Raw genomic sequence first — 21,310 nt, 5'->3', positions numbered from 1 at the left:
GTAGGGGGATACATGAACGAGAAATTATTGTTTTATAAAGAGAAAATAACAACATATTGGAGAGAACGAACTAATCTCCAAAAGGGAATTATTGTCGGTTCTTTCCTACTGCTCTTCACCCTTCTCATCCTTGTCTCAATGTTGGGGTCGCGGACGAACATGGTTCCATTGTATACAAATCTTTCGTTTCACGAGACAGGAGAAATTAAAGCCCAGTTAGATGCAAGAGCAATTCCTTCAGAAGTAACTAATAGTGGAACTGCGATCAACGTTCCTGAAGCATTAGTGGACATCTTGAAAGTAGAATTAGCTGCTGAAGGGATTCCTAAGAGTGGAAGTATTGATTATACGACGTTTAAAGATCGTATGGGCTTTGGGATGACTGATAACGAATTTACAATTATGGAACGAGCGGCAATACAGACGGAGTTAGCAAACTTGATTCGTACCATCGACGGTGTACAGCATGCCCAAGTCATGATTACATTGCCAGAACCAAGTGTATGGGTCTCAAGTGAAGCTGAAACAGCATCTGCTTCAGTAACATTGAATATTCGACCGGGATATCAATTAGAGCAACCGCAAATTAGGGCCTTATATCATCTTATTTCAAAAAGTGTTCCGAAACTTCCAGTTGAGAACATTGTTATTATGAATCAAATTGGTGAATATTTAGAGTTGAGAAATGACAATGTTGTTGATTCTACGCTTTCAATTTTTGAACAGCAGAGATCTATCCAAAGAGAAATAGAGCGAGATTTGCAACGTCAGGTACAACAAATGTTAGGTACACTTGTTGGCAGGGATAATGTGCTAGTTTCGGTTTCAACAGATATTGATTTCACAAAAGAAAATCGTGCTGAAGACATTGTTGCTCCAGTAGATGTCGAAAATATGTCTGGCCTGGCAATAAGTATTGAACGAATTACAGAAACATTTAGTGGTGAGGATTTTCAAGATGGTGGTATTCCAGGCACTGGTGAGACCGATATACCTGGTTATCCAGGTGGGGCAGGCTCTGGCGCTGGTGACTATGAGCGTATGGAAGAGCGAATTAACAATGATGTAAATCGAATTCGTCGTGATATCGTTATGAGTCCTTATCAGGTTAGAGATATTGGCATTCAAGTGATGATTGATCCTACAGAAACAGATGCTGATCTGAATCAATTAGTTAATGATGTCCAACAAATACTGAGTACGATTGTTAAAACAAGTATCTCTAAAGAAGTCATTGATCAATTAACATTAGATGAGATTAATGATAAAGTTTTTGTTTCTACACAACAGTTTAAAGGCAAAGTAGTATTAGAAGAACCAAAACAAGGTATTCCAGTCTGGTACTACATTGTAGGTGGATTAATTTTATTTATTATATTATTAATTTTCTTATTATTACGTAAGGGTAAGAAGGTAGAAATGATTGAAGAGTCCACTGCTCAAGCTCTTCGTTTTGATATTCCTGACCCTAATGACGAGCACGATACTGAAGAAAAAGCACGTCGTAGACAATTAGAGAAAATGGCGAAAGAAAAACCAGAAGAATTTTCGAAGCTTGTTCGCACATGGTTATCTGAAGATTAAGGAGGGGAAAGTATGGTAGTAAAAAAGAAGGAATTAACTGGTAAAGAAAAGGCAGCGATTCTTCTTATCTCCTTAGGACCAGACGTTTCAGCACAAGTTTATAAACATTTAAGTGAAGAAGAAATAGATAAGCTCACACTTGAAATTGCAAGTGTCCGAAAAGTTGATACAAGCACGAAAGAAGAAATCATTGATCAGTTCCACCAGTTAGCGATTGCTCAAGAATATATCACTCAAGGCGGAATTGGCTACGCCAAAAATGTCCTTGAAAAGGCGCTTGGAGAACACCAAGCAATGGAAATTATTAATCGTCTAACATCGACGCTTCAAGTAAAGCCATTTGATTTTGCTCGGAAAGCGGATGCAGCTCAAATTTTAAATTTTATCCAAAATGAACACCCACAAACAATTGCACTAATACTTTCATATTTAGAATCAGTTCAAGCAGCTCAAATTCTTTCAGAACTTCCGCAAGAGGTTCAGGCTGATATCGCAAAAAGGATTGCATTGATGGATAGTACATCTCCAGAAATCATTAATGAGGTTGAAAACATTTTAGAACGGAAGCTCTCTGCAACAGTTACCCAAGACTATACGAGAACTGGTGGTATTGAAACCGTTGTTGAAGTGTTAAATAGTGTAGACCGTAGTACGGAGAGGACAATCTTAGATGCTCTTGAAATACAAGATCCTGAACTTGCCGAAGAAATTAAGAAACGAATGTTTGTCTTTGAAGATATTGTTACGCTTGATAATCGATCGATCCAACGTGTTATTCGCGATGTTGAAAACGAAGATTTACAACTTGCGCTTAAAGTTGCCAACGATGAAGTCAAAGATGTTGTCTTTAAAAATATGTCTCAACGTATGGTAGAAACATTCAAAGACGAGATGGAATATATGGGGCCTGTACGTCTGCGTGACGTTGAAGAGGCACAGTCTCGAATTGTTGCTATCATCCGTCGTCTAGAAGATTCTGGTGAAATCGTCATTGCTCGTGGCGGAGGAGATGATATTATTGTCTAACGTCATAAAATCAATTTTTACTACCAACTTAGAAAATGAAAAAAAGACGATTGGATTAAAAAAAGTCACTCCAAAGCTACAACTAAACGATTTAAATGTGGAAGACCGATCTTATCAAGAAACGAAATTAATAGATGAAGAAATTCAAAAAGCTCTAGAACAAGCCGATTGTATAAGAAATGAAGCACAAATGGAGTATCAACGATTTCAGGAAAAGGTCAATGAAGAAATGATCTTTAACCAACAGAAGGCTGAGGAGCTGTTTAAACAAGCCGAAGAAAATGGTTATAATGACGGCTTTCAGAATGGCCTTAAAGAAGGCCAAAGGCAATATGAGGCATTTATTCAAGAAGCAAGAGCTGTCGTTACTTCTTCTAAAAATGACTACCTCAAAAAAATTGAGGAAGCAGAACCGGTTATCGTTGAATTAGCTGTAAAAATTGCTGAAAAAGTTATCTCAAATGAACTAAAATCAGAACATGAAAATTGGCTTTCAATAGTTACGGCGGTAATTAACGAAGTTAGAGAACAAGAGTATGTAAAAATTTATGTACACCCTACTTGGTTTGAGTTCACAATTGCACGTAAAGAAGAGCTTGGACTGTTATTGCCAAATTGTAATAATTTATATATATATCCAGATGCCCATCTTCAAGAGAATGGCTGCCAAATTGAAACGCCGTATGGAAAAATAGATGCTTCTGTTGATAGTCAACTTGTAGAGATTAAGTACGCACTTCTAGAGAAATTAAAGGAGTTGGGCGAGGATGAGAGTCGCTAACTTAATAGATCGAGTAAGTACAATTGACTCCTTTAAGAATTATGGGAAAGTGACAAGAGTCGTTGGTCTTACGATTGAGTCGAAAGGTCCTCAAGTTTCAATTGGTGAGCTTTGCTACATTATCATTGGTAAAGCAACAAAACGAAAAGTGATGGCTGAAGTTGTTGGCTTTCGTGATGAAATGGTATTATTGATGCCATTTACGACAGTTCATGATATTAGCCCTGGAAGTCTTGTTGAAGCTACTAAAAAACCATTACAGGTGAAAGTTGGTTCTGGTCTTATTGGGCATATTGTTGATGGATTAGGGCAACCGTTAAATGGACTTGAATTACCAAATGGTTTGAGACCATATCCAACTGAAAATCCACCTCCAAACCCATTATCTAGACCGCGGATTTATGAACCGCTTAGTTTAGGGGTTCGAGCAATTGATAGTCTATTTACAGTTGGTAAAGGACAGAGAATGGGGATATTTGCTGGGAGTGGCGTAGGTAAAAGTACATTAATGTCGATGATTGCTAAAAACTCGGAAGCAGATGTAAATGTCATTGCATTAATAGGAGAACGAGGTCGAGAAGTTAGAGACTTTATTGAAAGGGATTTAGGTGAAGATGGTTTAAGAAAAACAGTCGTTGTCGTTGCTACTTCAGACCAACCAGCCCTAATGAGAATTAAAGGGGCAATGACTGCTACAGCCATTGCTGAATATTACCGAGATCAAGGTCTAAATGTTACATTAATGATGGATTCCGTTACACGTTTTGCGATGGCTCAACGTGAAATCGGTTTAGCGATCGGTGAACCGCCTACAACAAAAGGCTATACACCAAGTGTTTTTGCCTACCTACCGAAGTTATTGGAACGCTCTGGCACTAATGAATTTGGAACAATAACTGCGTTTTATACGGTGTTAGTTGATGGTGATGATATGAATGAACCGATTGCTGATGCAGTACGCGGTATCTTAGATGGACATTTAGTTTTAGACCGTAAGTTGGCAAATAAAGGACAATTCCCTGCAATTAACCCATTAAGAAGTATTAGCCGTGTGATGAATGATATTGTTGAGCCTAGTCATCGTTACGCTGCAGATCGATTAAGACAATTATTGGCTATTTATACTGATTCTGAGGACTTAATCAATATTGGTGCATATAAACGAGGAGCTTCAAAAGAAGTTGATGAAGCTATTCAAGCGTACCCAGACATTATTAACTTTATTAAGCAATCTACTGAGGAGATAGTTACCTTCAATCAGGCTGTCCATTTGCTACTACAAGACTATAGTAAAGGGGAATAGTTATGTCATTTCGGTTTACGTTGCAAAAAATTCTTGATGTTCGAGAAAGTGAAAAGCTAAACGCTGAAAAGGAATATTCCCAAGCTACTAGACAGTTTGAGGATGTAGCTACGAAATTATATGAGCTCCTAAAACAAAAGGAAGGCTTCGAAAGTGATTACTATCAGCGGATTGAAAGTGGAATACACATTTTCCAAATTCAGCAGTCACAATCTTTGTTATCACAGTTACAAAAACGTATCGATCAGTTTCAGGTGTATACACAAAAAGCTCGTGAAAACATGAATCGAAAACAAGAGCAACTTGTAGAAAAATCGATTGAACAAAAAAAATACGAAAAGATGAAACAAATAAAATATGATATATACGTAGAAGAAACAAGGCGACAAGAAAATATTTTGATGGACGAAATTTCCGTTCAACAGTTCGTCAAGCGATGAAATTAGGTGAGCGAATGAAACAAGAAGAGCAGAAACACAGTGCGATGCAGTGGTTTTTTATGGTTATCTTAATCCCTGTGCTGTTTGGAATGATACTATTTGGCATTATTCTAAACTTCATAGGCGTAAATGTTGTCGATCAGGCAAAGTCAGTCGCTTCAAATATTCCGTTCCTTTCAGAGTATGTTAAAACTGAAGAGCAACAATTAAAAGAAGAGGAAAGAGCCGATTTGGAAAAGTTAACGGCTTTGGTTAGTGATCGTGAAAAAGATATAGAGCAATTAAAAAATAACCTCACATCTAAAGAGCTAGAAATCGAGTCACTTTCTGAAAGAATCAAGGTGTTAATGAGCGAGCTAGAGGAAATGGAAGTAAATCAGTCTTCAGTGACGAAAGTTTATGAGGATTTTGCGAAAATGTATGTTGCCATGTCAGCTAAAAATGCAGCAGGTATTTTAAGTGAGTTACCAGAGGAAGAGGCAGCCTTGCAACTAACGCACTTAAAAGCAGATCAAAGGGCGCAAATTTTAGCGAAAATGACGCCAGAAAAGGCAGCCAAGTTAATTACCCTTATTGGTAACAATTAACCGGGTAATTAAATACCTAATGAAAATAGACATGCCTAGCTAGAGTAGCCAAATTTCTCTATTCTTGAAGGGAGGTGAAAAAAGATGACTCAAATGAATGTTATCCATGTAGCGCAAGTAACACAGCAAAGTAAATCCTCTAAAGAGACGAATAAAAGTGAAAACTCTGGATTTTTACACTTGTTTAAACATGCATTAACTGATACTGAAGTACATCAAACATTTGAAGCTCCAAAGGATGAAATTGAAATCTCAGATTTGCATACGCTTATTTTACAACTTATTAACAAAGATCAAGTAAATGACGAAAATTTACTCTCAAACCCAAATGCTGAGGAATTGCTAAAGCAACTCCCATTTGTACTGCAAATGGAGATTGAAGAAATTTTTAACGCGGATAGTAACAACTTTAATTTTGTTGAGGATGGACAGGATTACTTGCAAAATCCTGCTATGTTATTGGCATTAGTGATTAGGTTTTCTAATACTACGAATGAGGATCTCGGCACTTCAAAACAGACAAGCCTTGAAAGTAGTGTTATCCAAAGACTTCTTTCACAATTAGAGAAAACACTATCTGAAAATGGGAAAGAAATAAATCTTAATGGCCAAAAGGGAAGTCTAAATAAAGAAGAGTTCATTTTATCGGCATTTATCCGTTCGTCAACGGGAAATGACAAAGCAGTTTCTCAGGTTGCAGCTCCGATAGTGCAAGGATTGCCAATGAATCAAGTTCATCAGTTTGCACTTCATGTTGGTAGAGATCTTACAGAACAACAAAACGCTGAAAAATTCTTAAGACAATTTCATAACATCCTTGGAAAAAGCTCTTTAGTCCAATTCCCTAACGGGTTAAACAAACTAACGATTAAGTTATTTCCACAGCATTTAGGGAGATTAGATATTACTTTAACACAACAAAATGGTGTCATCATTGCGCAATTAATGACGACAACGAAAGCTGCAAAAAGTGCCCTAGACACACAACTTCATCAATTAAGACAAGCGTTTATCGGTTTGAATATTCAAGTCGAAAAATTAGAAGTTGTTACTCAACAACAGCACCAATCGTTGCAACAATCAGATAAAGAAAACCAGCAAGGTAAAAACAGTAGTCAGCAAAATAAAGATCAAAATGAGGAAGACAATGTAGACGATAAAATCAAGTTCGAAGATTTCTTAAATGAAACTTTCGATGAAGAGGTGTAATAAGATCTGATGATTAATTCAGTAAATAGTTTATATTTGTCAGAACGACAATCAGAACGAAAAACGGGGCAACGAACTTTAGACCAAGATGCGTTCTTAAAAATCTTAATGACACAATTAGCAAATCAAGATCCATCAAAGCCAATGGAAGATAAAGAATTTATCTCGCAAATGGCTAATTTTTCAAGTTTAGAACAAATGACACAAATGAATAAAGCTCTGACTGGCTTTATTGATATGCAAAAGGACAGCCATTTTCTATCTCATAGCCAATTGATCGGTAAGGAAATCAAGTGGGAACAAGTGGTTGCCAATACTCAAGGTGAGACTGAAATGAGAGTTCAAGATAGCGTTGTCAAAGCAATAAAATTTCAACATGGGACAACTAGACTAGTATTAGAAGGTGGAGAAGTAATCGATACAATCCAAGTGATCCATATTAGTAGACCTACTGATAAGTAACTAATATGGGAGACGGAGGTGATCAGAATGGATAAACGGATTCAAGCCCACCATCTGCACCAACTACCAAGACCAACGGTATTACCAAAAAAGCAAACAGTTCCAACTACTTCCTTTAAAGAATTGCTCAATGCTGAATTCAGAGACACGTTTGAGCTAAAAGTTAGCAAACATGCTCAAAAACGACTTGAGGACAGGGGTATTACTATCGATGATAACCAATGGTCAGAAATTTCAGTGAAAATTAAGGAAGCAAAGGCAAAAGGTGTCCATGATTCTTTAGTAGTTTTAAGAGATGCAGCTTTGGTTGTTAGTGCAAAGAATAATACGGTAATTACAGCGTTAGATCGAAATGAAGCAAAAACGCAAATTTTCACAAATATTAACGGAACAATCATAATTGATTAGCTGGACCGAAAGGAAGCTATAAGCTGCTGACTGATAGAAGCAGTTCAAATTGAAGGAGGAAAAAATATGTTACGTTCAATGTATTCTGGGATTGGTGGAATGAAAAATTTCCAAACTAAACTTGATGTAATTGGTAATAATATTTCTAACGTAAATACATTTGGTTTCAAAAAAGGCCGTACTACATTTAAAGATTTAGTTAGCCAACAACTTTCAGGAGCTAGTAACCCAACCGATAACAGAGGAGGAACAAACCCTCGCCAAATCGGTTTAGGTGGGACAATCGCTTCAATAGATACGATTCACACACAAGGCAGCTTACAAACAACTGGTCGTGCTCTCGATCTTGGAATTTCTGGAGATGGGTTCTTTATTGTCAATAATGGCAATCTCTCTTATTATACACGTGCTGGAAATTTTTATTTAGATCGTCAAGGAACGCTTGTAACGTCAGATGGACTCAAGGTTCAAGGGTTTCAACCGAATGCTACTGGAACAGGAATAAATCCTAATGCGTTTGGAGACTTAAGGATTGAGGCAGGAACTGTAATTCCACCACAGGCAACAACTCAGGTGACTTTTAAAGGGAATTTAGATGCAACGCAGGCAATTGGTGCAACGCCACCTGAACGTGTCTTTATTCAACATAAAGTTACTGACTCTCTTGGTGGAGTGCATGATGTGAGAATGCAATTTGAAAGAACTGGCGCTGGAACTTGGAATTATACTGCGCAAAGATTTGATAGCACAGTTACACCACCAACTAGTCCATGGGTAGCGTTAAACACACCAGTAACAGGAACACTAAGTTTTGATGCAAATGGTGCTCCTATAACAACAGGGTTCCCGGTTCCACCAGCGAACCTAGTATTGTCTCCAGCAGAGTTAGGGAACAATGTAAACCCAATAACGATTCCATTGAGTGTTGATATGTTCAAAGGGCTAACTCAATTTGAAGGTTCAAATACTGCAGATGTTGATATCGTTAATGGTAATTCCGAAGGGTTCCTTGAAAGTTTTAATATATCCCAAACTGGAGAAATAAATGGCGTATATACAAATGGTGAAGTAAGGATTTTAGGGCAGATTGCGATGGCAACATTCAATAACACGGGTGGTTTAACTAAAGCCGGTGAAAATCTTTTTCAAGTTTCTAACAACTCAGGGTTACCAAATGTTGGTTTTGCTGGTCAAGGTCGAGGTGTTATGGCTGGAAGTACACTTGAAATGTCAAATGTTGACCTTTCAGAAGAATTTACTGAAATGATCGTTGCACAACGTGGGTTTCAAGCGAATACGCGAATTATCACAACATCTGATGAGATCCTCCAAGAATTAGTAAATCTAAAACGTTAATTTAGTAATTATCTAGATTAGAAGAATAGCTACCGAAATAAGTTATTCTTCTCTCTCTTTCACAATTCATAGTTAGGAGGATAAGAGGCAAGTACATGCCTCTTACATTACAAGATGATTAAACTTAACCGTTTAAACGGTCATTCGTTTATGTTAAATGCAATTTTCATAGAACAAGTACAATCATTTCCAGACACGACAATAACTTTATCAAATGGAAAGAAAATTGTTGTGCTTGATTCAGAAGAAGATGTTATGCTGAAAACAATCGAATTTTATCAAAAGGTTGGAATAGTAAAACTGATGAAGACGGAAATGGAGGGAAGTTGATTTGTTTAAAAATAAATTAGTTAACATTATGTTAATTATACTAGTTACCCTAACGCTAATTGGGGGAATTACACTAGTTCTATATTTTCAATTTACTAAGTCAACTGACCAGAACAATGAGTCGACGATTGATGAAATCCTCGCCTTATCTGTTGATACAAATGAAATCACTACTAATCTACTAACAAATGATTTCATTCGAGTTACATTTAAAATTCAAGTAGATAATGCGAAAGCAAAAAAAGAGCTTGAAAAACGTGACTTTCAAGTTCGCAACATTATCATTCGTGAACTCTCGGGAATGCGTGCAAGTGACTTTTCGGGGTCTTTAGGGATTGAGAACTTAGAAAATATAATACAGATAAAAATTAACGAGTATATGCAAGAGGGTGTTGTTATGAAAGTTTATACGACAGGTTTTGTCTTGCAATAGCAATTATAGAAAAGAATAGTTTTCTTAAAGAGAGGTGAGGCTCTTGGCTGAGGTTTTATCACAAAGTGAGATAGATGCCCTGCTATCTGCAATATCAACTGGGGAAATGGACGCTAATGAACTAAAAAAAGAGGAAAGTCAGAAAAAAATTAAAGTTTATGATTTTAAGCGAGCACTTCGCTTCTCCAAAGATCAAATTCGTAGTTTGACAAGAATCCATGAAAACTTTGCGAGATTATTAACAACTTACTTTTCTGCACAACTTCGAACGTTTGTTCAAATAACAGTTGCTTCTGTTGACCAGCTACCATATGATGAGTTTATTCGTTCTGTACCTAAAATGACAATATTAAACGTTTTTGAACCATATCCTTTAGATGGACGTTTCTTAATAGAAGTGAACCCAAATATTGCCTATGCAATGCTTGATCGTCTTTTAGGTGGTAGAGGTGTGGCAGTTAATAAAGTGGACAATTTAACTGAAATAGAAACGAAAATAATGGCACAACTTTTTCAAAGAACGTTAGAGAGTTTTCAAGAAGCTTGGAGCACAATTATTGAGCTAGATCCACAGATGGATGAATTAGAGGTAAACCCACAGTTTCTACAAATGGTTTCACCAAATGAAACAGTGGTCGTTATCTCTCTTTCAACTGCGGTTGGCGAAACGACTGGAATGATCAATATTTGTCTTCCGCATGTCGTTCTTGAAGATATTTTACCCAAGTTATCAGTGCATTATTGGATGCAGACGAAAAAGAAAAGTCGTCTACCTGAAGAAGTAGAAGCATTAGAAAAAAACGTCCATACCGTACCATTAGTTTTGAAAGCAGAGTTAGGGAAGTCGGATATTACAATTCAAGAGTTTTTACAGCTTGACATCGGCGATACTATAGAGCTTAATCGCTTAATTGAAGATCCTCTATTAATTAAAGTAGGGGAAGAACCAAAATTCTGGGCCCAACCTGGAAAAGTCAAAAATAAGCTTGCTATTCAAGTTACAGAAGTAATTGGGGAGGGTGAAAATAATGAGTGACATGCTTTCTCAAGAAGAGATTAATGCATTATTAAGCGGTCTTAATAATGATGACAATGAAGATAGTACCGACTCAGCTAAGATTAATATCGAGAATTACCTTTCTAGCATTGAGCAAGATGCATTAGGGGAGATCGGCAATATTACCTTTGGAAGTGCGGCAACAGCATTATCGACATTATTAAATCAAAAAGTAGATATTACTACACCTAAAGTATCAGTTATTGATAAAAAAGATCTTGAAGAACAGTTTCCTCAACCACATGTTGCAGTCCATGTGAAATACACAGAAGGCTTTGAGGGAATGAATTTATTAGTCATTAAAACGATTGATGCAGCCATTATAGCTAACCTAATGTTGGGTGGCGATGGTACAGACGTAAATGAAACTGAGCTAGGGGAAATGGAAATTAGTGCGGTTCAAGAAGCTATGAATCAAATGATGGGCTCTGCTTCTACGTCAATGTCAACGATATTTAATAAGAAAGTCGACATTTCGCCTCCTGGAATAGACTTATTGGACGTTAAGGGTGGCGAAGGCACTACAAATATTCCTGATGAGGATATTTTGGCGAGAATATCATTTAGTTTGAAAATTGGTAACTTGATAGACTCACAAATTATGCAACTAGTTACAGTGTCATTTGCCAAAGACTTGGTAAACCAATTAATGAATCCATCTAGTAATGAAGAGGAAGAAGTTGTCCCTGAGCTAAACCAAGCTAATCCGACAAACAACCATCAACAAAGCCATTATCAACAACCTGAAGAAGTGCAATCGTATTATGAAACACCAACACAGCCAATGCAAACGACTCCAGCTGCTGCACAATATTATGAGCAACCAGCTGTACAAAGACAAGCACAAAGCTTTGGTGGAATGGGATATGGGCAGCAGCCGAATCAACGAGCGGCTAATGTTCAACCGGCTGCGTTTTCTAGTTTTGAAACACCTAGCTTAAATCAAGCAGAAGCAAATAATTTAGGGATGCTGTTAGATATTCAACTTCAAGTGACAGTTGAATTAGGTAGAACTAAACGATCGATCAAGGAAATTTTAGAACTTTCACAAGGTTCGATTGTTGAACTTGATAAATTAGCAGGTGAGCCAGTAGATATTCTAGTAAACAGTAAGTTAATTGCTAAAGGGGAAGTAGTCGTTATTGATGAAAACTTTGGAGTAAGGGTGACGGATATTGTTAGTCAAACGGATCGCTTAAAAAACTTACAATAACAAACTGTACATTTAAAAGGAGGGCCAAAAATGGCTAATAGAATTTTAATCGTAGATGATGCTGCGTTCATGAGAATGATGATTAAAGACATCTTGTCTAAAAATGGTTTTGAAATAGCTGGTGAAGCGAATGATGGTGCACAAGCAGTAGAAAAATTCAAAGAACTGTCTCCGGACCTTGTGACAATGGATATTACGATGCCTGAGATGGATGGAATTACTGCACTTAAGGAGATCAAAAAATTTGATCCAAATGCTAAAGTGATTATGTGCTCAGCGATGGGCCAACAAGCAATGGTCATTGATGCTATTCAAGCAGGAGCGAAAGATTTTATCGTTAAACCGTTCCAAGCAGACCGTGTAATTGAAGCAATAAAGAAAACGATTGGATAAAACAGATGATTGGTCGTGGACAACCTATGAACTACTATAAAGTTTTTGTATGCTTCATCTTTTTCATGGGTGTTTTTCATCCGCTTGAAACAATTCAAGTACAAGCGGATGATAACAAGTCTGTTCTAAAAACTTATCAAGAGGAAGATGGACAAGTCCCTGGTGAAGATGAGAAAAGTCAAATTAATCAACAAATCTCTACTGAAAATGAGAAAAGTCAAGAAGATGAACCAGTCCTTGGCTCAGCTGAAGACATACAAGTTGGTACTGGTTTAACCGATCAAAGCCTATTTGGAATGTTTTTTAAATTGTTTATTGCGCTAGCTGCGGTTATATTTATGATTTATGCACTTATCCGATTTATAGGAAGACGTTCGCAATCTTATCAAACTCATCGCACCTTACAAAATATAGGTGGAGTCCATATTGGTAGTAACCGTTCTATTCAGTTAGTTAGAGTTGGAGAGCGGGTTTTAGTCGTAGGAGTTGGAGAAACCATTCAGTTACTAAAAGAAATAGACAATCATTCCGAAGTAAAAAAAATAATTGAGGACTACGAAGTTCAAGAAGTACAGCAACAACTCTCATCTGCTGTTTCTTGGGTTAAATCAAAACTAAATGGACATGAGGAAAGTCATGACTCCAAGCAGTATTTTAAAGGATTGTTAGAGCGTCAATTAACTGATGTGAAAAATTCGCAAAAACAGGCCCATGCAGCGATTAAGGAGAGGGAGCAATGATATCATTAAGTTTTATTCCTGCCTTAGATATTTTTAGCGATGAGCCACAAAACCTAGCTTCTACGATTCAACTGTTATTGTTAATGACAGTTTTAACATTAGCTCCAAGTATATTAATTTTAATGACTTGTTTTACTAGAATTATCATCGTGTTATCATTTGTTCGGACTGGTCTTGCAACGCAACAAATGCCACCTAATCAAGTGCTGATTGCTTTGGCTTTATTTATTACATTTTTCATTATGTCACCAATCTTGTCAGAAGTAAACGAAACAGCTCTTCAGCCATTATTTAATGATGAATTATCTCAAGAAGAAGCGTTTGAAAAGGCTACTACACCTTTTAAATATTTTATGGCTGAGCATACAAGAGAAAAAGATTTAGCGTTGTTTATGGGCTACGCAGGCATGGAACGACCTAATTCTATAGATGAAATACCGCTTACGGCGTTAGTACCTGCATTTGCTATTAGTGAAATAAAAACCGCTTTCCAGATCGGTTTTATGATTTTCGTGCCATTTTTGGTGATCGATATGGTCGTTGCTAGTATCCTGATGTCAATGGGGATGATGATGCTTCCACCAGTAATGATTGCATTGCCGTTTAAGATTTTGCTCTTTGTCATGATTGATGGCTGGCATTTAGTTGTTAGATCATTACTATTAAGCTTCTAAAAGGGTGGTTTCAATGAGTGCAGAATTTGTCATTTCAATGGCAGAAAAAGGTGTATTTACAGTATTAGTGATTGCTGGACCATTACTACTAATTGCTTTAGGAATTGGTCTAGCAGTAAGTATCTTTCAGGCAACAACTCAAATTCAGGAGCAAACATTAGCATTTATCCCGAAAATTGTCGGAGTATTAGTGGCACTAATCGTTTTTGGACCATGGATGCTCTCACATATGCTTACTTTTGCGTCTGAAATCTATAGTAACTTGCATCGGTTTGTTGGATAATGCTTGATTTATTACAATACGCTCCTGCATTTTTACTGATTTTAACTAGGGTTTCGAGTTTTTTTATAACATTACCATTATTTTCTCACCGAACAATTCCAGCTTTCTTTAAAGTTGGGCTTGCTTTTTTCCTAACTTGGTTAATGTTTTTTACAATTGATCCTGCAATTATTGAAATTGATGGGCTTTATTTTTTGTTAATTATGAAGGAGGCAATTGTTGGACTGACAGTTGGATTAATTGCGATGGTTATGATGTACGCGATCCAAGTAGCTGGAGGTTTTATTGATATAAAAATGGGGTTTATGATTGCAAATGTTATCGACCCTCAAACTGGGGCACAAAGTCCTTTAACGGGTGGATACTTATATACATTCGCCCTTTTATTTTTATTAGCAATTGACGCACATCATCTATTATTAGATGGGATATTTTATAGCTATCAATTTATCCCGCTTGAACAAATTTATCTTCCTTTTAGTAATGAAGCAATTTTGACGCACTTTATTAAGACATTTACGACAATGTTCTTTATCGCCTTTCAAATGGCGATGCCAATAGTTGGTTGTTTATTTTTAGTCGATGTTGCTCTAGGAATGATCGCTAGAGCTGTTCCGCAAGTGAATGTTTTCGTTATTGGATTTCCAATTAAAATTTTTGTAGGTTTTGTTATTCTTATACTCGCTATGCCTGCTTTTTTTATGGTAACTAAACAATTGGTGCAACAAATGATACTAGCAATGCGAACATTAATGCAGCTCTATGGAGGGATGTAGGATGTTTATTTTACCTGTAGATCTCCAGTTTTTTTCTCAAGAAAAAACGGAAAAGGCGACTCCGAAAAAAAAGCAAGAAACTAGAAACAAAGGTCAAGTTGCGAAAAGTACTGATATTAATACAGCCATAATTTTGCTATTGATTTTTATTTTTTTATGGCTAATAGGTGGCTATGTAGGAAAGCAAGTCACAAAATTTCTACAATATATGTTCCAAGAGTTCTTGCTATTTCAATTTACGGCTGAGACTGTTCATAGTTTATTTTTAGAAATTACAATGCAAGCTGTCATCATTGCTGCGCCAATCATGGTGATGGCAATGCTAGCTGCTATTTTTAGTAATTACCTACAAGTTGGTTTTTTGTTTGCTCCTGAAGCAATTAAAATGAAACTGAGTAAACTTAATCCAATCCAAGGTTTTAAAAAGATTTACTCCATCAAGGCTATAGTAGAGCTTTTAAAGTCTTTGCTAAAGATAGGACTAGTTGGCCTAGTTACGTTTACGATCCTTTGGTTAAGTCTTGATCAAATGCTTATTTTATCGCTTATTCCAGTTGCCGATTCTCTAAGTTTTGTAGGGAATTTAACAGTTACAATGGGGGTAGCAGTTTCAATTTTACTCGTTTTCTTGGCTGTTTTAGATTACATGTATCAAAGATATGATCATGAAAAAAATATTAAAATGTCAAAGCAAGATGTAAAAGATGAATATAAAAAAACAGAGGGAGACCCTCTGATTAAATCTAAAATTAAAGAAAAACAAAGGCAAATGGCAATGCAAAGAATGATGCAAGAAGTGCCTAAAGCAGATGTTGTTATTACAAATCCGACTCATTATGCAGTAGCCTTGAAGTACGATGGCGATAAAATGGATGCCCCAGTTGTCGTTGCAAAAGGTGTTGATTTTATTGCACAAAAAATTAAGGGCATTGCAAAGCATCATGAAATTATTACAGTTGAAAATAGACCATTGGCCAGAGCTTTATACGACCAAGCAGACATTGGTGATGAAGTGCCTGAGGAATTATTTAAAGTTGTGGCAGAGGTTTTAGCATATGTTTACCGTATAAAAAATAAAGTATAACTTCGTATTCTGAAGGAGAGAAACAAATGTCAGTTAAAGATTTAAGTGTACTATTAGCGGTAATCCTAATAGTCGTCATGCTCATCATTCCACTTCCGCCAGGAATGTTAGATTTTCTGATTATTATTAATATCTCTCTTGCTCTCCTAATTATATTAGTTGCAATGAACACAAAAGAGCCACTTCAGTTTTCTATTTTTCCAACGCTACTACTTTTAGTAACGTTGTTTCGTTTAGGGTTGAACGTTTCCACAACTAGATCAATCCTTGGTAGTGGAGAAGCTGGAAATGTGATTGACACATTTGGTTCATTTGTAGTAGGTGGAAACGCACTTGTTGGGTTTGTTGTATTCTTAATTTTAATTATTATCCAGTTTGTTGTAATTACCAAAGGGGCTGAACGGGTATCAGAAGTAGGTGCACGTTTTACTCTTGATGCAATGCCAGGGAAGCAAATGAGTATTGATGCAGATTTAAATGCAGGGATGATCTCTGATATTGAAGCAAAAGAACGTCGTTTGAAAATTGAACGAGAAGCCGATTTTTATGGTGCAATGGACGGAGCTAGTAAATTCGTTAAAGGTGACGCAATTGCTGGGATAGTCATTGTAATCATTAATATAATTTTTGGCTTAATCATAGGTATGATGCAGCAAGGAATGGATATTGCCTCTGCAGCTTCAAAGTACACACTTTTAACAGTTGGAGACGGATTAGTCAGTCAAATACCAGCCTTATTAATTTCAACAGCTACTGGTATTGTTGTTACGAGAGCTGCTTCTGAAGGAAATTTAGGTGATGATATTACAGCCCAGTTACTGGCCTATCCTAAAATGCTTTATATTGCTGGTGGAACAATTCTGTTGCTAGGTATATTTACACCAATTAATTGGGGTTTAACAACCTCAATGGGAGCGTTTTTAATCATTGGTGGTTTCTTATTGCTAAAAAAAGAAGATGAGAAAATAACTCAAGAAGCCGAAACGGCAAGTGCCGAAGAAAGTCCAGATGACATGAAATCACCAGAAAGCGTAGTGAATTTACTACAAGTTGATCCAATCGAATTTGAATTTGGTTATGGGCTTATCCCATTAGCTGATGCAAACCAGGGTGGTGACTTATTGGATCGAGTTGTAATGATTAGACGTCAGTTAGCCATTGAATTAGGCTTAATCGTTCCTGTTATTCGGATTAGAGACAATATTCAATTGCAACCAAATGAATATTCGATCAAAATTAGAGGTAATGAAGTAACAAAAGGTGAGTTATTACTAGATCACTTTATGGCAATGAGTCCCGGTGTTGATGATGAAAGTATTATCGGCATTGAGACGATTGAACCAGCGTTTGGAATGCCTGCACTTTGGATTAGCGAGGATATGAAAGAGCAAGCAGAACTTTCAGGATACACGGTTGTTGATCCGCCGTCTGTTGTTTCGACTCATTTAACGGAAGTAATCAAGCGACATGCTCATGAATTATTGGGACGGCAAGAGACAAAACAATTAATAGATCACCTAAAAGAAGCGTACTCTACGTTAGTAGACGATGTTACTCCAAATCCACTTTCGATTGGAGAAGTTCAAAAGGTATTGGCAAACTTACTAAAAGAAAAGGTTTCAATTAGGAACCTGCCAACGATCTTCGAAACGTTAGCAGATTATGGTCAAATGACAAAGGATACGGATCTCATTACTGAATATGTTAGACAAGCACTTTCAAGGCAAATTACGAAACAATATGCAAACTCAGCTGAACCTCTCTATGTTGTAACAATGAGTGGCTCGGTCGAAAAGATCGTCGCTGATGGTGTTCAACAAACAGAACATGGTAATTTTCTTGCATTGGATCCAGCTGACTCTCAAGGAATTATTGATGCAGTTCTATTTGAAGTAGAACGAATGAGTGAAATGGGACAAATGCCAGTTTTACTTTGTTCGCCAGCAGTTCGCATGTATATTAGACATCTTCTAGAAAGATATATACCTCATGTCCCAGTTCTATCATATAATGAGCTTGAGCCTTCGATTGAGGTGCAAAGTGTAGGGGTGGTGAATATCTAATGAAAGTTAAAAAATTTGTAGCAAAGTCAATGTCAGAAGCAATGAAGAAGATACGGGCTGAACTTGGAAGTGAAGCTGTAATCTTAAACTCAAAAGAAATCGAGACAGGTGGTTTTTTAGGTTTTTTTACAACTAAAAATATTGAAGTAATTGCGGCTATTGACACAGCCCCAACTGTTAGGAGATCTACTGCTAAAACTACTAAACAACCTAATAATAGTACAGCAGCGAAAACCACTCCAATTGACAAAGAAGTAAAAGAGCTCGATATATCACAAAACGATCGAATGTTAGAAAAAGAGGTCAAAGAACTTAAAAACATTGTCAACGGTATATCGAATTCACTTGTTTCTCAATTCGATGATTACCCAGAAGTTCTAAAGAAAATTAATCAACATTTTATAGACCAAGACATTTCACCTAACATTCGAATAGAAGTGATGAAAAAGTTATTAAAAAAGTGGTATATTATAGATGAGGGAACAAAAAACGACACCGAAGTATTAAAATGGACAAAAGACATCTTAAAAGAGCTGATTCAGTCGAATGAGATGGGTGGTTTTACGTACAACAAGAAGTTTTTAAATCTTGTTGGACCTACGGGAGTAGGTAAAACAACTACGATTGCCAAAATAGCAGCTAATTGTATGATAAAACATCATAAAAAGGTCGCTTTTATTACCACTGATACTTTTCGAATTGCAGCAATTGAACAGCTAAAGACGTATGCAAAGATTTTAAATGTTCCTGTTGAGGTTGCATATTCAGTCGATGATTTTAAAAAAGCGAAAGAAAAATTAGCAAGTTTTGATTTAATATTAATTGATTCTGCAGGTAGAAATTTTTTAAATGAATTATATATTGATGAACTAAAGAAAGTAATTGACTTTGATGATGAAATGGAAACTTACTTAGTCCTTTCTCTAACCTCAAAGTACCGAGATATGACTACAATTTTTGAACAATTTTCTAAAATTAACATTAACAAGGTTATCTTTACTAAAAATGATGAAACATCTTCCAAAGGTGCATTACTCAATTTAATTCATGAATATAAAATAGGTGTATCTTACATTACTAATGGACAAAGTGTACCAGATGATATCATTGAAGGCTCTGCTGAAGAAATCGTCAATATTATAACTGAGGTCGAAACCAATGGATGATCAAGCAAAAAACTTACGTAAGATGTTACAAATGGCAAGCGATCCGAAAATGTCAACAAAAGTTATCGCAGTTGTAAGCGGTAAAGGTGGCGTTGGAAAATCCAATTTTTCAATAAATTTTGCTATTGAGCTTTCAAAATCGGGTAAGAAAGTTCTCTTGTTTGATTTAGATATAGGGATGGCCAATGTTGATATTTTAATGGGGATATCTTCTAAATATACTATCTTGGATATGATCGAAAGAGAGTTGTCGATTTGGGATATTGTTGAGGAAGGACCTGAAGGACTTTCTTTTGTTGCGGGAGGTACTGGTTTTTCGTCTTTATTTCAGCTTAATCCACGTAAGTTAGCCCGATTTCTTCAGCAGTTAGAGTTAATAAATGGTCAATATGATTATATTATTTTTGATATGGGCGCAGGCGCCACTAAAGATAGTTTACACTTCATTTTATCTGCCAACGAAATAATTGTTGTAACAACACCAGAACCAACATCGGTAACTGATGCTTATTCAATGGTGAAATATATACAGTTAAAAGACCAAGAAATTCCAATGAAAGTTCTAGTTAATCGTGCAGAAACTCTTATCGAGGGGAAAAAAACATTTTCTAATTTAAAGCTCGTTACCGAGCAGTTTCTGAAAAAAGAAATTACGCTTTTGGGGATTATCCCTAATGACCAAATCGTCTTCAAGGCAGGTAAAGTCCAAAAGCCTTTTATCCTTTATGCGCCTTCATGTAAACCGAGTCAGGCGATTAAAGAAATTGTTAGTGGTTTTATTGGGAATGGAAAAGAAAGAAATGATGAAACAACCCCACCTTTTTCAATGTTTATGAGAAAGATCAAACAGTATTTTACAGAAAAATAAAGGGGGCTAAAATGTGATTCGTGTGCTCGTCGTAGATGACTCCGCATTCATGAGAAAGATGATTACGGATCTTTTAGAAGTGGACAAGCGGATCAAAGTCGTTGGTACAGCTAGAAATGGTCAAGATGCTCTTACAAAGATTGGTCAGCTAAATCCTGATGTAGTGACACTCGATGTTGAAATGCCAATAATGAATGGTCTTGAGGCATTAAAAAAAATTATGGAAGCAATGCCTAAGCCTGTGATTATGCTGAGTAGTACGACAAAGGAAGGCGCAGAGAATACCGTTTTAGCGATGGCTTATGGTGCAATTGATTTTATTACTAAACCTTCAGGTGCTATCTCTCTAGATTTGGATAAAGTTCAAGATGAACTTATTGAAAAGGTAGTGTTAGCTGCTACTGTAAAACTAGACAATGTGTTACCTGCTATACCATTAGAAGAATTTAAACATTCACAACCTAAGCTTTTACAAAAAAATAATCATAAAAAGTTATCTAATAAGAGGATTGTTGCTATTGGTACGTCTACTGGTGGACCTAAGGCGCTACAACAAGTACTTACAAAACTTCCTGGAAATTTAAACGCGCCAATATTTATTGTACAACATATGCCTGCTGGATTTACAAAATCGCTTGCAGCACGACTTGATAGTTTATCAAAGATTACTGTAAAAGAGGCTGAGGATGGTGAAGTCGTAAAAAAAGGTGTGGCCTACATTGCACCTGGGGGATACCACTTAAAAGTAAAAGTTGTAGGAACCGCATTAGCAATTAAACTAGATCAATCTCCACCAGAAAATGGTCATAGGCCTTCAGTGGATACGATGCTTACATCGCTAGCCGATATTAGCAACTATTCGATTATTTCTGTTATTATGACGGGCATGGGTTCAGATGGATCAAAGGGTTTACTTAAACTAAAAAGCACTGGAGATGTTATTGCAATAGCAGAAGCAGAAGAGTCAGCTGTAGTCTTTGGGATGCCTCGTTCAGCAATTAGGACTAATAAAATTGACGAGGTTGTCCATCTGAATGATATTGCGGCTAGCATTGAAAGATATTGTTGATAGGG

General features: G+C 36.5%; 24 protein-coding genes. All 24 read left to right on the top strand.

Going from position 1 to position 21,310, the window contains the following annotated elements:
* Positions 1 to 12: 12 nt before the first annotated feature.
* The 24 genes from fliF (at position 13) to ACK4M9_RS08535 (ending at position 21,305) form a co-directional block, all read left to right on the top strand.
* The gene (gene fliF, locus ACK4M9_RS08650) at positions 13 to 1,584 is read left to right on the top strand and encodes a flagellar basal-body MS-ring/collar protein FliF (RefSeq protein WP_409849429.1); all 1,572 of its coding nucleotides are present in this window, start codon (positions 13 to 15) and stop codon (positions 1,582 to 1,584) included.
* A gap of 12 nt (positions 1,585 to 1,596) precedes the next feature.
* The gene (gene fliG, locus ACK4M9_RS08645) at positions 1,597 to 2,610 is read left to right on the top strand and encodes a flagellar motor switch protein FliG (protein ID WP_409849427.1); all 1,014 of its coding nucleotides are present in this window, start codon (positions 1,597 to 1,599) and stop codon (positions 2,608 to 2,610) included.
* On the top strand, positions 2,603 to 3,391 hold the full coding sequence (gene fliH / locus ACK4M9_RS08640) for a flagellar assembly protein FliH (protein WP_409849425.1): 789 nt from the start codon (positions 2,603 to 2,605) through the stop codon (positions 3,389 to 3,391). Before fliG ends, fliH begins: the two co-directional genes overlap by 8 nt.
* Positions 3,378 to 4,694 carry a flagellar protein export ATPase FliI gene (gene fliI, locus ACK4M9_RS08635; protein WP_409849423.1) on the top strand — a complete coding sequence of 439 codons (1,317 nt, stop codon included), beginning with the start codon at positions 3,378 to 3,380 and terminating at the stop codon, positions 4,692 to 4,694. The genes fliH and fliI overlap by 14 nt, the downstream gene beginning before the upstream one ends.
* A gap of 2 nt (positions 4,695 to 4,696) precedes the next feature.
* Complete coding sequence (gene fliJ / locus ACK4M9_RS08630; protein WP_409849421.1) at positions 4,697 to 5,134, top strand: flagellar export protein FliJ; 438 nt, start codon at positions 4,697 to 4,699, stop codon at positions 5,132 to 5,134.
* Between the two features lie 14 nt (positions 5,135 to 5,148).
* Positions 5,149 to 5,721 carry a MotE family protein gene (locus ACK4M9_RS08625; RefSeq protein WP_409849419.1) on the top strand — a complete coding sequence of 191 codons (573 nt, stop codon included), beginning with the start codon at positions 5,149 to 5,151 and terminating at the stop codon, positions 5,719 to 5,721.
* A gap of 84 nt (positions 5,722 to 5,805) precedes the next feature.
* Complete coding sequence (locus tag ACK4M9_RS08620) at positions 5,806 to 6,930, top strand: flagellar hook-length control protein FliK (protein WP_409849417.1); 1,125 nt, start codon at positions 5,806 to 5,808, stop codon at positions 6,928 to 6,930.
* A gap of 9 nt (positions 6,931 to 6,939) precedes the next feature.
* Positions 6,940 to 7,392, top strand: a complete 453-nt coding sequence (flgD, locus tag ACK4M9_RS08615; protein ID WP_409849415.1) for a flagellar hook assembly protein FlgD — start codon at positions 6,940 to 6,942, stop codon at positions 7,390 to 7,392.
* Between the two features lie 27 nt (positions 7,393 to 7,419).
* Positions 7,420 to 7,800 (top strand): TIGR02530 family flagellar biosynthesis protein, encoded by a 381-nt coding sequence (locus tag ACK4M9_RS08610; RefSeq protein WP_409849413.1) that lies wholly within the window; start codon positions 7,420 to 7,422, stop codon positions 7,798 to 7,800.
* 66 nt (positions 7,801 to 7,866) lie between these two features.
* Positions 7,867 to 9,156 (top strand): flagellar hook protein FlgE, encoded by a 1,290-nt coding sequence (locus ACK4M9_RS08605; RefSeq protein WP_409849411.1) that lies wholly within the window; start codon positions 7,867 to 7,869, stop codon positions 9,154 to 9,156.
* 114 nt (positions 9,157 to 9,270) lie between these two features.
* Complete coding sequence (locus ACK4M9_RS08600; RefSeq protein WP_409849409.1) at positions 9,271 to 9,486, top strand: flagellar FlbD family protein; 216 nt, start codon at positions 9,271 to 9,273, stop codon at positions 9,484 to 9,486.
* A 1-nt stretch (position 9,487) separates the two neighbouring features.
* Entirely contained in the window at positions 9,488 to 9,919 is a 432-nt protein-coding gene (gene fliL / locus ACK4M9_RS08595; protein ID WP_409849407.1) for a flagellar basal body-associated protein FliL, read from the top strand.
* Between the two features lie 43 nt (positions 9,920 to 9,962).
* A complete protein-coding gene (fliM, locus tag ACK4M9_RS08590) occupies positions 9,963 to 10,955 on the top strand; it encodes a flagellar motor switch protein FliM (protein WP_409849405.1) in 993 nt (330 codons plus the stop codon).
* The gene (fliY, locus tag ACK4M9_RS08585; protein WP_409849403.1) at positions 10,948 to 12,189 is read left to right on the top strand and encodes a flagellar motor switch phosphatase FliY; all 1,242 of its coding nucleotides are present in this window, start codon (positions 10,948 to 10,950) and stop codon (positions 12,187 to 12,189) included. Before fliM ends, fliY begins: the two co-directional genes overlap by 8 nt.
* 30 nt (positions 12,190 to 12,219) lie before the next feature.
* Positions 12,220 to 12,582, top strand: coding sequence for a response regulator (locus ACK4M9_RS08580; RefSeq protein ID WP_409849401.1), 363 nt, complete (start codon positions 12,220 to 12,222; stop codon positions 12,580 to 12,582).
* A gap of 26 nt (positions 12,583 to 12,608) precedes the next feature.
* Positions 12,609 to 13,322 carry a flagellar biosynthetic protein FliO gene (locus ACK4M9_RS08575; RefSeq protein WP_409849399.1) on the top strand — a complete coding sequence of 238 codons (714 nt, stop codon included), beginning with the start codon at positions 12,609 to 12,611 and terminating at the stop codon, positions 13,320 to 13,322.
* Positions 13,319 to 13,996, top strand: coding sequence for a flagellar type III secretion system pore protein FliP (gene fliP, locus ACK4M9_RS08570; protein ID WP_409849397.1), 678 nt, complete (start codon positions 13,319 to 13,321; stop codon positions 13,994 to 13,996). Before ACK4M9_RS08575 ends, fliP begins: the two co-directional genes overlap by 4 nt.
* A gap of 13 nt (positions 13,997 to 14,009) precedes the next feature.
* The gene (gene fliQ, locus ACK4M9_RS08565) at positions 14,010 to 14,279 is read left to right on the top strand and encodes a flagellar biosynthesis protein FliQ (RefSeq protein ID WP_409849396.1); all 270 of its coding nucleotides are present in this window, start codon (positions 14,010 to 14,012) and stop codon (positions 14,277 to 14,279) included.
* Complete coding sequence (gene fliR / locus ACK4M9_RS08560; RefSeq protein ID WP_409849394.1) at positions 14,279 to 15,055, top strand: flagellar biosynthetic protein FliR; 777 nt, start codon at positions 14,279 to 14,281, stop codon at positions 15,053 to 15,055. Before fliQ ends, fliR begins: the two co-directional genes overlap by 1 nt.
* Position 15,056: 1 nt before the next feature.
* A complete protein-coding gene (gene flhB, locus ACK4M9_RS08555; RefSeq protein WP_409849392.1) occupies positions 15,057 to 16,139 on the top strand; it encodes a flagellar biosynthesis protein FlhB in 1,083 nt (360 codons plus the stop codon).
* Positions 16,140 to 16,165: 26 nt separating this feature from the next.
* Positions 16,166 to 18,202, top strand: a complete 2,037-nt coding sequence (flhA, locus tag ACK4M9_RS08550; RefSeq protein WP_409849390.1) for a flagellar biosynthesis protein FlhA — start codon at positions 16,166 to 16,168, stop codon at positions 18,200 to 18,202.
* Positions 18,202 to 19,368, top strand: a complete 1,167-nt coding sequence (gene flhF / locus ACK4M9_RS08545; RefSeq protein WP_409849388.1) for a flagellar biosynthesis GTPase FlhF — start codon at positions 18,202 to 18,204, stop codon at positions 19,366 to 19,368. Before flhA ends, flhF begins: the two co-directional genes overlap by 1 nt.
* Complete coding sequence (locus ACK4M9_RS08540; RefSeq protein WP_409849386.1) at positions 19,361 to 20,236, top strand: MinD/ParA family protein; 876 nt, start codon at positions 19,361 to 19,363, stop codon at positions 20,234 to 20,236. Before flhF ends, ACK4M9_RS08540 begins: the two co-directional genes overlap by 8 nt.
* A gap of 49 nt (positions 20,237 to 20,285) precedes the next feature.
* A complete protein-coding gene (locus ACK4M9_RS08535) occupies positions 20,286 to 21,305 on the top strand; it encodes a protein-glutamate methylesterase/protein-glutamine glutaminase (protein WP_409849850.1) in 1,020 nt (339 codons plus the stop codon).
* Positions 21,306 to 21,310 lie beyond the last annotated feature (5 nt).

Origin of the sequence: Anaerobacillus sp. (assembly GCF_046314235.1) — a bacterium.
GTDB lineage: Bacteria > Bacillota > Bacilli > Bacillales > Anaerobacillaceae > Anaerobacillus.
The sequence above is the reverse complement of the archived record's forward strand: the minus strand, read 5'-3'. Positions and strand labels throughout refer to the sequence as shown.